Below are 11494 nucleotides of genomic sequence, written 5' to 3' on the forward strand. Positions count from 1 at the left end.
TAACGAGCTTATTACGTCTGTTCGGAGAGCATCATGCGCCAGATAATCCTGGATACAGAAACCACTGGCATAGATCCCAAAGAAGGCCACCGCTTGGTTGAAATTGGCGCGGTAGAAATGATTAACCGCCGCCTGACCGGTAATACTTATCATCAATACATTAACCCGGAGCGCCATATTGATGCCGAAGTTGTGGCTGTTCACGGGATTGATGATGAAAAAGTGGCTAATGAGCCGGTCTTTGCTGACGTGGCCGATGAGTTCTGGGCCTTTATTGCAGGCGCTGAACTGATCATTCACAACGCTGCCTTTGATGTGGGCTTTATCGACCACGAACTGGCGATGCTCAACAAAAAGCGCCGCGAGCCAGTACTAGGCCCTGTTGCTGAACATTGCCGCATTCTGGACACCTTGGGTCTGGCCCGTCAGAAGCATCCTGGTCAGCGTAATAACCTCGATGCGCTATGCAAGCGCTATGAAATTGATAACGGTCATCGTGTTCTTCACGGCGCCTTGCTGGATGCCGAAATTCTGGCCGACGTCTATCTGGCGATGACTGGCGGTCAGACCGCTCTGACACTGGAAACCGGCAACCAGTCTGCTGATAACCAGCAGGAAGGCAGCGAGCAGGGGCTGACCGTTCAGCGTCTGACGCTTTCACCTGGCCAGCTGAAGGTCATTGTGCCTGATGCGGCTGAGCAGGCGGCCCATGAAGCGAAATGCCAGGCCCATAAATTGAGCTGGCAGCAGGGGTAAGCAATGCTTAGACGTGAGATTCCAGTGGGGCATACGCAGGGGCGAGTGATGGCGCTTTCCAAAAGCAAGCTTTTGCCATCGCCCGTGCAGGTAGAGGGGGAAATGACGCCACTTCATCCCTGGCAGCCATGGACTGAGTGCATGCAACCCCTGTGCTACTGGGATGATGAGCCGGTGGCACTCCAGCTTGCAGAACAGCCTGGTGACGCCTGGATTGATGGCCGTCAATGGATGGCGATGTTGCCAAGCCATTGGTTCAGCCTGCTTTCGACGGCGCTACAGGTGGGTGCCTGGCTGGAAAATCATCGCTTCTGTGGCCGCTGCGGCGCTGCTGCCACCAAGCTGGAAGCTGAATTTGCCATGCATTGCCATGCCTGCGGCCATCGTAACTATCCGCGCATTTCACCTTGTATCATCACATTGGTAAGTAGCGGCGAAGCGATGTTGCTGGCGCGGAGCCCACGCTTCCCACCGGGTCGCTATTCCACTCTGGCCGGTTTTATTGAGCCGGGAGAGTCTGCCGATGAAGCCGTACATCGAGAGGTGTTTGAAGAAGTCGGCGTGCATATTGAGCAGGTTCGCTACTACCAGAGCCAGGCATGGCCCTTTCCTCATTCACTGATGCTGGGTTTTTTTGCTGAAGCCAGATCTCGGCGTATTCATATTGACGGGGTTGAAATTGCTGACGCGGCCTGGTTTTCACCGCGTCAGCTACCTTCATTGCCGCCGCCTTATTCTATTTCCCGCGCCCTGATCGAAGCGCATCTGGCGAAATGGCGCTAATGGTAGGTCTGATCAATATCAGGTGGCGTTTTACTTTTGCGGAAACAGGCTGGTCAGCTTGGTGGCCAGCATGACATTGCCTGTGGCTTTGAGCTTGCCGGTCATAAACGCAGTCATTCCGTTGATCTCACCGTTCATAATGCCCTTGAGCGTGCCTGATTCCATGCTCAGGCTAATGGAAGGGTCATCATGTTCGCCTTCGTTGATATCGAGTGTGCCTGCATGGATATTCAGGTAATAATCACCGGCATCGGAAAAATGGAACTGGAAAACTTCACTCATATCCTGGGCAGCGTCGGGGTTGAAGCGGGCCTGTAGCTTTTCGAGTGTGGAAGATGACATCTGAACGTTTCCTTGCAAATCAATCAATGGGCGTCATAAACACAGCGTATTTTAGAGGCAAGATTATTTTAAACATCTGTTTACATCAAGTGATAAACAACCTAATCGGCAGGAGAGCATAGTGACAGAGTGGATTGTGGAACAGGGTACCTTTTATTGCAGACCCTTATTGTGGTCGGGCTGGTCGGCATCGCCGTCATTCTGGTAAAGCGTGCCAAAGAGCCGGGTGATCAGGCGTTGACGCTGAAAATCACTGAACTCAATGACCAGCGCCGCTATCGTCGTCGCCGCCTGGAACTGGCGGCAGCGGCGCCTTCAGCGCGCAAGAAGATGATCAAGGCGTTCAAACGCGATGATAAATCCGAGAAAAAAGGCGCCACTGACAACAGCCCGAGTGATGCGCCGCAGCGTGTCTGGCTGCTGGACTTTCATGGCGATATCAAGGCATCCGCCACTGAGCATTTCAGCGAGGAGATCTCGGCGTTAATCGACGTGGCTGACCCGCAGGACGAAGTGGTGATTCGCCTGGAGTCCGCCGGCGGGCTGGTGCATGCCTATGGCCTGGCGGCTGCACAGCTTGACCGTTTGCGTGAAGCTGGCCTCAAGACGACGGTGTGCATCGATAAAGTTGCCGCCAGCGGTGGTTATCTGATGGCCTGCACGGCTGAACACGTCAAGGCGGCACCCTTTGCAGTGATTGGCTCGATTGGCGTTGTGGCGCAGATACCCAATATTCATCGTCTGCTGAAACGCCATGATATCGACGTTGAGCTGCTGACCGCCGGTAAATATAAACGTACGCTGACCATGCTGGGAGAGAATACCCAGGAAGGGCGCGAAAAGTTTATTGATGACTTGGAAAATACCCATCGGCTGTTCAAGGATTATGTCAGCGAGAGGCGCTCGGCAATGGATATTGACACCCTGGCGACCGGTGAAATCTGGTACGGCAATGAAGCCATGCAGAAACAGCTGGTGGATAGCGTACAGACCAGCGAAGCGTATCTGACTGAGCGCATGGCATCCTCGCGGGTGCTCCAGATCAAGCTTCAAGCACCCCAAACAATGAGCCGCAAGCTCGGCCTGGCAGTGGAAGCAGGCGTTGAGCGTGCAGTGCTAAAAACTGTTGAAACGTTAGAAGCCTCTCGCTGGCACAAGCGTTAACTTCTGGCCTGAAACACAGCCTATAAAAATCCCGCCGCTGATCATCAGCGCGGCGGGATTTTTGCATTAGCGGCCGAAATAGCTTGCCAGAGTGCTGATAATTGCTTTGGCACTGTCGCTGTTCAGCGAGTAATAGATGGTTTGCGATTCACGCCGGGTCTGAACCAGGCTTTCACGGCGCAAAATAGCCAGATGCTGTGACAGGGCGGATTGGCTCAGGGCCAGGTGATGGTTGATTTGCGTCACGGAAAGTTCCTGATCAGCCAGCAGACAAATGATTTGTAGTCGCTTTTCGTTGGCCATTGCCTTGAGTAGAGAGGCAGCCAGATCAATCGCATGGCCCTTGTCTTGTAACAAATCGGTCGCAGCGCTAACGGAAGGGGGCATTTCAAACTCCTGGTCGACGCAAGATGCGTACATGGCAATCGCTTACTTTTAGTTGGGTGTCACCTAACCAGAAGACGGCCGATGGCAGTCAACGGAAAGTGTGAACAAGAACAAGGTTTCTGTCCTGATCGTGTCATGTAATTCGCATGCAAAACTGGTTATCATTAAATTTTATTAATTTAACGGTCATTTTCCAAGTGTTTGTTTAGCTTTCTATCAATAAAATACTTTTCGACGCTGACGAAAGGCGGGAGAAGGGCAAATCGTGGCATCACAGTGGGCAGCGACATGGCGCTAAAAATGGCGGTAAAGGAAGTTTGGCCTAACCCATTAGGCTATAAAAAGGTGTCTTTTGTTGACAATTAGGTGTTTAAATCTACATCTTTAGTCGCTTTTTAGCCAATAGTATGACGGTTATTTGTCTATTTCCTTTATACAGTGTCGACAATCATCCGATTCTTTAACCCAGATCGTGGACACCGCCGCTATGAGTCGATATCAACAAGAGTTCCAACACGCCATCCAGCAGCCTGAAGAGTTCTGGTCAGAACAGGCCAAGCGCATTCCGTGGTTCAAGCAGCCGACCCAGATCCTCAGCTATGACGATCAACAGCATGCGCGCTGGTTTAGCGATGGCGAGATGAATATCTGTCATGCGGCAGTTGACCACCACGTAGAAAACGGTCGCGGTGAGCAGGCAGCGATTTACTGGGATTCACCGGTCACTGAAAGCAAGGCCACGATCACTTACGCTGAGCTGCGTGATCGGATCGCCTATTTTGCCGGTGGTCTGCAAAAGCTTGGAGTGGAAAAAGGCGACCGCGTTGTCATCTACATGCCGATGATTCCAGAAGCTCTGGTAGCCATGTTGGCCTGTGCGCGTCTGGGGGCTATCCACTCTGTAGTGTTTGGCGGTTTCGCTCCCCATGAACTGGCGGTGCGCATCGAGGACGCCCAACCCAAGGTGGTGATTGCAGCTTCCTGCGGGGTGGAAGTGAGCAAGGTGTTGCCCTACAAGCCGATTATTGATCAGGCCATTGAACTCAGCGCCCACAAACCCGATGCCTGTGTGATCTACCAGCGTGAACAGCACCGTGCTGAGCTGACAGAGCGCGATCATGACTGGGCTGCCTTGGTCACAGATGCGCCCTTTGCTGATTGCGTGGCGGTCAAGGGTACTGACCCTCTCTATGTACTCTATACCTCGGGTACAACGGGTAAGCCCAAGGGCGTGGTGCGTGATACCGCAGGCTATGCTGTAGCACTGGCTTACTCCATGGAAGTTATTTATGACGTAGAACCGGGCGAGGTATTTTTCTCTGCCTCAGACGTCGGTTGGGTGGTAGGCCACTCCTATATTGTTTATGCCCCTCTGCTGAGAGGTTGCACCACCATTGTGTATGAAGGCAAACCGGTCAAAACGCCGGATGCTGGCGCTTTCTGGCGGTTGATCGAAGAGTACAAGATCAAAAGCTTCTTTACTGCGCCGACGGCCTTCCGGGCCATCAAGAAAGAGGACCCGGATGCCAAACTGCTTGAACAATACGATATCAGCAGCCTGAAACATCTGTACTTGGCCGGTGAGCGCCTTGACCCGCCGACCTTCCATTGGCTGGATGACTTGCTTGACGTGCCGGTTATTGATCACTGGTGGCAAACTGAAACCGGCTGGGCAATTGCCGCCAACCTGCCAGGTATTGAACCCATGCCCACCAAGGCAGGATCTGCCACCGTTCCTGTGCCCGGTTTCAACGTTCAGATTCTTGATCGTGATGGTGAGCAGGCAGGTGCCATGGAGCAGGGCAGTGTGGTGATCAAACAGCCCATGCCACCGGGATGCCTGACCGGCGTCTGGGGCGATCCGCAACGCTTTCATAGCGCCTATATGGCGGCGTTTCCAGGCTATTACCTGACTGGTGACGGCGGCTATTACGATGAAGACGGTTACCTGTTCATCATGGGGCGCACCGATGATGTGATCAACGTGGCTGGCCATCGTCTGTCTACCGGTGAGATGGAGGAGGTGGTGGGTGCCCATCCGGCGGTGGCGGAGTGTGCCGTTATCGGCATTCATGACGAATTGAAAGGCCAGTTGCCGGTTGGCCTGGTGATTCCCAAGGATGGCTTTGACGGCGATGAAGCCACCCTGGAAGCCGAGTTGATTGCGCGGGTAAGAGACCAGATAGGGCCAATCGCGTGTTTCAAACAGGTACTGGTGGTTAATCGCTTGCCGAAAACCCGTTCAGGCAAGATATTGCGTAAGCTGTTGCGCAGTATTGCGGATGGTAAGGAATTTGGCGTTCCGTCAACGATTGATGACCCGACCAGCCTTGAAGATGTTCATCTGGCGATGAAAGATCGTGACGTAGGGGCAGCTGAAAAAGCGACTCAGGTCTAACCCGACAGGCTTATCTTGCCGCTATGCCTAATCAAAACCGCCGAACCTGTTCGGCGGTTTTGTTTTGGGATGGCATCCGTTGAGCAGATGCGTATAATGCCCACCGCCAGCCCCGCTGTGGGGTAGAGGGTTCCCTAACCCCTCGATTCATCAACCAAAAAGGATCCCTGCCGATGTTTGCCCTGACGAACGCGCAATACCAGCGCTGTCTGTTGATCATGGTTGCCTTCCATATCTTGATTATTGCGGCCAGTAACTATCTGGTTCAACTGCCTTTTGTGCTGTTTGGCTGGCACACTACCTGGGGAGCCTTCAGCTTTCCGTTCATTTTTCTGGCCACTGATCTGACCGTCAGGCTGTTCGGTAAAGAACCCGCGCGGGCTATTGTCATGCGGGTTATGCTGCCTGCCCTGTGTATTTCTTATCTGGTGTCGGTGATTTTTCCCCGCGGTGAGTTTGCCGGTCTGGGCGCCCTGGGTGAGTGGAACGTGTTTGTGGCACGTATCGCCCTGGCCAGTTTTCTTGCCTATATTGTTGGCCAACTGCTTGATGTTCAGGTGTTTGATCGCCTTCGTCAGATGGCTTGGTGGGTGGCACCTGTCTGTTCTACCGTTTTAGGTAATCTGGCGGATACGGCGGTATTTTTCAGCGCTGCCTTCTATCAAAGTCCAGACCCGTTTATGGCAGCTAACTGGATTGAAATTGCCAGCGTTGATTACGTGATTAAACTGATAGTAAGCCTGATTTTCTTCCTGCCTTTATACGGTGTTCTGCTGGCGTGGTTGACCCGGCGCCTGATGGTGTGGACAGGACAACAGGATGCCGAACCGCGACCGGTGGTCTAGGGTCTGTTGACGGATTGTGGGTTTTCCAACGATTTCACAGGAGGGCGTATGAGTGATACTGAACACGATATTTATACCGTTACCTTGCATCATGTTGATGCCAAAACTGAAGATGCGGACGACTCGCTTCCACTAATTGTTATTCATGGATTATTGGGTAGCGCTGATAACTGGCGCAGCCATGTAAAAGCATGGCAGGAAAACCGCCGAGTTATTGCCGTTGATTTGCGTAATCATGGCCGATCGCCCCATGTTGAAGGAATGACTTACCAGGCCATGAGTGATGACGTGCTGGCCGTGATGGATAATCTCGGCATTGACCAGGCGCATATACTTGGGCATTCAATGGGCGGGAAAGTAGCTATGACCATGGCGCGTCTGGCGCCTCAACGTGTAGCCTCCTTAGTTGTTGCAGATATCGCTCCGGTGGCCTATTCACATGGCCACGATGATGTTTTCGCGGCTCTGAATGAAGTGGCTGTCAATCGCCCAGCCAACCGACGTGATGCGGATGCCTTGTTGGCCAAACACGTTGATGCACGACCGATACGCCTGTTTCTAGCCACTAACCTTGAGCGCACTACCGATAATGGTCAGCCCGTGATGGGGCTGCGTGTGGGGCTTGAACAGATTATCAAGGGTTACCCTGATATTGTGACCGTCCCAGCGGGTGATCAACCGTACTATGGACCTTGTCTGGTATTGCGTGGGGCGAATTCAGACTATGTCAGCGATGCAATGCTGCCTGCGCTCAAGCAGGTCTTACCCAATGCGCGGGTAGTGACTCTGAAAGAAGCCGGGCATTGGCTGCATGCAGACCAGCCACAGGCTTTCCAGCAAGCCGTTGAATCCTTTGTCGCCGCTCAATCGGCAAGCTGCTAGCGTTGATCCGGCAGTTCCTTAATCTCAAGCCCATGACGTTGGGGGTCGCGCAGAAAGCGGTTGAGTAGCTGATAGGTGTCCATATCAAACGAGACGTTTTGCGTATCAAGACTGTCAGCTTCTTCCAGTTTTTTGATCGTACCCAGATAACGCCATTGGGATACCAGGTGGTAGGCAGGCCAACGGCTTTTCTGATGGGCTTCATAAATGGCGATTGGCCCGGACCAGGGCCAGTGATTAAGTTGCTGCTGAGCCAGGGCCTGTTTAGCTCGCTGTTCATGGGCACCGAGCGTTTCCTGCTGGCAGCAGGCACCACGGCATTTCCCCAGCTGGTGGGCGAAACAGCGGCCACGCCCTTTTTCCAGGCCCAATACCTGTCGGCACAGTTGATGCTCTTCTGCAATCTTGCCTAGGGTGTTCTTGGCGTCTCGGGTGCTGCGAAACAGCCCAAAAATGCTTTCGGTATGCGCATTGCTGATAGCTTCGCCATTGATCAACCGCGGCTGTTGTTCACTTTTTGGCCAGTACCAGGCGTAGAGCCGTCGCTGCTTACGTAGCCGGCGGTTCATGATGGGCATCAGGGTTTTGATCAATTGCGCTTCACGCAGCTGAGCGCCAAGATCTCCGGCCGTTTCTTCCCACTCAATGTGTTGCACCTGCTGCGCCAGACGCATTTCCCGGTCATCCTGATGATCGCCCTGAAAATGGCTCATCACTCGGTCGCGCAGGTTTACGCTCTTGCCAACGTAAAGTGGCAACTGGTTATGACCGTAAAAAAGGTAGACCCCGGGGCAGTTCGGGATCTGCTCAACCCGTTTGGGGTCAAGCTGAGCCGGCAGACTCCGTTGACGTCGCTGGGCGTCCAATAATGCTTGCCATTGTTCAGGTGGCAGGCTGGATTCCCAACACTGCCAGAGCGCCCACAGGGATTGCACATCATGGGTTGCACGATGTTGCGCTGGAGTGGAAATCTGGTAGCGGTTGAGTAGGGCTGCGAGGTTATGCTGGCCCTGGCTGGGGTCGAGTTGGCGTGACAGGCGCAGGGTACACAACATTCTGGCGCGGTAATTCAGCCCAGCACGTTTGAACTCGTTACGCAGAAAGCTGTAATCAAAGCGTGCGTTATGAGCAATCAGTTCGTTACCCTCTAGCCAGACAAACAGGCTATTGGCGATATCTGAAAAACACGCTGCCTGCTCAAGGCTGGCGTCATCAATGCCGGTCAGCTGAGTGATGGTGGAAGGCAGGCGACATTCAGGGTTGATCAGGCTTGCCCATTGATCAACCACATGGCCGTCCAGCACCTTTAACGCGGCGATTTCGATTATTCGATCACGGCTGGCGCGGATGCCTGTTGTTTCGATATCAATCAACACCATCATCAATCAGCACTCATCATCAACAATGGCGTTACTGGCCAAGGTGGGGGTCTATTGCCAGCTGCTCTACGGTTAATATTTCACTGGTGATACCGCGTTGTTGCAAGAAAGTCTCCATTGCACGGTAACGGCGTATATCCAGCGCTGCCGGGCTTAACGCTAAACGCCGTAACAGGTCTTGCCAATGTTCATCGGTCAGGCTGCTGTCCAAACGGGGATAAGCAGCGGTGACCGTATCGAGGGCCTCGTCCGGATGCTCGATAATCCAGTTAGCAGCTTCTTCCAGAGCCACCACAAAACGCACCCAGGTTTCCATACGTCGACCAACGGTGTTGCGGTTGGCCATTACAATCAGGCCATCGTAACGGGGAATGGACAAGGCATCATAACGGATCACCGTTGCCGATTGCCCTTGCGTCGCCAGGCGCGAGGGAAGGGTATGGAAAAACGCATCCGCGATGGCTTCAAGCTCGCCTTCGTTCAATGAGTCGGCAGTCTCAAAATGAACGGCGCGGGGCTTGGCGTAGTGTTCCGATTGACGCACCGTTTCAGAAATCAGTAAAGGCAACACTAATTGCTGGCCTTCCTGAGTGGCAAAACCGAGCGGTTTTGAGCCTAAGGCATCAAGGTCGGCATCCTCACCCTTGTTAATTGTTACGATGGCGTTAAGGGGAGTTTTTACCAGACTCGCAATACGGGTTAGCGGTGCACCATCATGAGCTGCCAGGTGCAGTTGGGTCTGGCGACCCAGGGCAAGGTCAATTTCCCCGGCAGCCAGCAGTTTGGTTGGAAGTGAAGGGTCACCGGGAATCTGCCAGCTTACCTCCAGCCTTTGTTGTTGAAAGAAGCCCTTTTCATGGGCAAGCAAAATAACCGCGTGTTGTGGGCTTAAAAACCAGTCCAGCATGATATTGACAGGTTCAAGCGGCGGAGGGGTAAGCGGTTCGGGCGGGGCGACCGCCATACTCGGCGCCTCCATTAGTGGCTGGGTTGGCCATAGGTCATTGGGTACATAAACCTCTGATTCCAATTGTAAAGTGGAACTTTCTGTGGCGTTCTTACTCTCATCGTCGGCAAACACCAAAGCAGAGTAACAAAGCGCCAAGCCGCAAAGAACAGCGCTTACCCAGATATAAGCGATCCATGAGCGGCGGTGTGGCGAGGCGCCAGTATTTTTTCCAGGGGGCAAATGATTAGCGGATGCAAAAGCAAAATTGTTTGAGCGCATCGCTATTACGGTGCGTAAAAAGCATCGCAACATGGTGTAACTCCAAAGGCTAGTGTGGTGAGTTTATCTTTAGTTACCAGCCAATGGCTAGCGTAGGCATCAACGCGCCACATTAAAGCCGCAGCCAATGGCGCTATGGCATGCAATAATGACGTGGCTAAGACAGGAATGGAGAACCATGGACGCAATCTATACTTTTTCCTGCTCGGCGGCTCTTTGATGACGTTGAGCATTCTGGCCAGTCGGCTTTCATCGCTGTTTGGCGTTCCGCTGCTGCTTATTTTCCTTGGTTTGGGGATGCTGGCAGGCGAAGAAGGGATTCTGGGCATCGTCTTCAACGATTACGGAATGGCTTTTGTCATTGGCCATCTGGCCCTGGCCATGATTCTGCTGGATGGCGGGCTCAGAACGCGTCTTAAAACCTTCCGCGTTGGTTTCAAGCCGGCGCTTTCGTTGGCCACCTTTGGGGTGTTTCTCACCAGTGGTTTCGTGGGCATCATTGCCATGTGGATCTTTGATCTCACCCTGGTGCAAGGACTTCTGGTGGGGGCCATTGTTGGCTCAACCGACGCCGCCGCTGTTTTCTCGATGTTGAGCGGTCGAGGCGTCAATCTGAATGAGCGTGTGGGCGCAACCCTGGAGATTGAATCAGGTACCAACGACCCCATGGCGATCTTTCTGACCCTGATGCTGGTGGAGTTGCTGACCGGTGACTTGGGTGGTTGGTTGGAGACCTTGGGGTTTCTGGTATCCCAGTTTGGCATTGGGCTGGCGGTGGGCATTGGCGGTGGTTGGTTAAGCGCCAAGCTGCTCAGGTGGCTGGACCTGGCTCCTGGCCTGTATTCCATGTTGGCGCTGGCGCTGGGGTTCAGCGTATTCGGGATAACCAGTGTGCTGGGTGGGAGTGGCTTCCTGGCTATTTACCTGACAGGCCTGATGATCGGCAACCAACCCGGCCGCCATTTGAATTTTATCCTGCCTGTTCACGATGGCCTGGCCTGGCTCAGCCAGATTGGGCTTTTCCTGGTGCTGGGCTTGTTGGTCACCCCCAGCGAACTCTGGGATGTGGCGCTGCCCGCCTCAATTGTGGCGCTGGCACTGATTTTCCTCGCTCGGCCATTGGCGGTGCTAATCACCATCAAGCCATTTTTCAAGTTCCGTTGGAGGGAAACCCTATTTATTGCCTGGGTAGGCTTGCGCGGTGCCGTGCCGATTGTGCTGGCCATCTTTCCGGTGATTGGTGGCGTCGAGAACGCCTCGCTCTACTTTAATATTGCCTTTGCCGTTGTCTTGTTATCACTGCTGATTCAAGGTGGTTCGCTGACCTTGA

At 53.5% G+C, this 11494-nt stretch carries 10 protein-coding genes and 1 pseudogene; 7 read left to right on the forward strand and 4 right to left on the reverse strand.

What is annotated here, in order from left to right:
- Positions 1-33 precede the first annotated feature (33 nt).
- Together dnaQ and nudC are read left to right on the forward strand one after the other, a co-directional pair.
- The gene (gene dnaQ / locus HLB35_RS03930) at positions 34-756 is read left to right on the forward strand and encodes a DNA polymerase III subunit epsilon (protein ID WP_171701546.1); all 723 of its coding nucleotides are present in this window, start codon (positions 34-36) and stop codon (positions 754-756) included.
- 3 nt (positions 757-759) lie between these two features.
- A complete protein-coding gene (gene nudC, locus HLB35_RS03935) occupies positions 760-1539 on the forward strand; it encodes an NAD(+) diphosphatase (RefSeq protein ID WP_171701547.1) in 780 nt (259 codons plus the stop codon).
- A 30-nt stretch (positions 1540-1569) separates the two neighbouring features.
- Here the strand turns inward: nudC and HLB35_RS03940 are convergent, their stop codons facing one another.
- A complete protein-coding gene (locus HLB35_RS03940; protein WP_171701548.1) occupies positions 1570-1881 on the reverse strand; it encodes an SCP2 sterol-binding domain-containing protein in 312 nt (103 codons plus the stop codon).
- A gap of 156 nt (positions 1882-2037) precedes the next feature.
- On the opposite strand from HLB35_RS03940, the gene sohB reads away from it, so the two are divergent.
- Positions 2038-3045: a protease SohB gene (gene sohB, locus HLB35_RS03945; RefSeq protein WP_216601358.1), complete on the forward strand. Its 1008-nt coding sequence runs from the start codon at positions 2038-2040 to the stop codon at positions 3043-3045.
- Between the two features lie 66 nt (positions 3046-3111).
- On the opposite strand, the gene HLB35_RS03950 is transcribed toward sohB, so the two are convergent.
- On the reverse strand, positions 3112-3432 hold the full coding sequence (locus HLB35_RS03950; RefSeq protein ID WP_171701550.1) for an ArsR/SmtB family transcription factor: 321 nt from the start codon (positions 3430-3432) through the stop codon (positions 3112-3114).
- Between the two features lie 487 nt (positions 3433-3919).
- Here HLB35_RS03950 and HLB35_RS03955 point away from each other — a divergent pair, with 487 nt between their 5' ends.
- The 3 genes from HLB35_RS03955 to HLB35_RS03965 all read left to right on the forward strand — a co-directional run bounded on the left by HLB35_RS03955 (position 3920) and on the right by HLB35_RS03965 (position 7557).
- A complete protein-coding gene (locus HLB35_RS03955; RefSeq protein WP_171701551.1) occupies positions 3920-5830 on the forward strand; it encodes a propionyl-CoA synthetase in 1911 nt (636 codons plus the stop codon).
- 173 nt (positions 5831-6003) lie between these two features.
- Positions 6004-6675, forward strand: coding sequence for a 7-cyano-7-deazaguanine/7-aminomethyl-7-deazaguanine transporter (locus HLB35_RS03960; RefSeq protein ID WP_171701552.1), 672 nt, complete (start codon positions 6004-6006; stop codon positions 6673-6675).
- Positions 6676-6723: 48 nt separating this feature from the next.
- Positions 6724-7557: an alpha/beta fold hydrolase gene (locus tag HLB35_RS03965; RefSeq protein WP_171701553.1), complete on the forward strand. Its 834-nt coding sequence runs from the start codon at positions 6724-6726 to the stop codon at positions 7555-7557.
- Here the strand turns inward: HLB35_RS03965 and HLB35_RS03970 are convergent.
- Together HLB35_RS03970 and HLB35_RS03975 are read right to left on the reverse strand one after the other, a co-directional pair.
- Entirely contained in the window at positions 7554-8939 is a 1386-nt protein-coding gene (locus tag HLB35_RS03970; protein WP_171701554.1) for an exonuclease domain-containing protein, read from the reverse strand. The two genes, HLB35_RS03965 and HLB35_RS03970, sit on opposite strands and share 4 nt — an antisense overlap.
- A gap of 28 nt (positions 8940-8967) precedes the next feature.
- Positions 8968-9900, reverse strand: a complete 933-nt coding sequence (locus HLB35_RS03975) for an ABC transporter substrate-binding protein (RefSeq protein WP_171701555.1) — start codon at positions 9898-9900, stop codon at positions 8968-8970.
- A 442-nt stretch (positions 9901-10342) separates the two neighbouring features.
- Here HLB35_RS03975 and HLB35_RS03980 point away from each other — a divergent pair.
- Positions 10343-11494, forward strand: a pseudogene (locus tag HLB35_RS03980) (potassium/proton antiporter); the annotation flags it as partial.

Origin of the sequence: Vreelandella azerica, from assembly GCF_013112225.1 — a bacterium.
In the GTDB taxonomy this organism is placed as follows: domain Bacteria; phylum Pseudomonadota; class Gammaproteobacteria; order Pseudomonadales; family Halomonadaceae; genus Vreelandella; species Vreelandella azerica.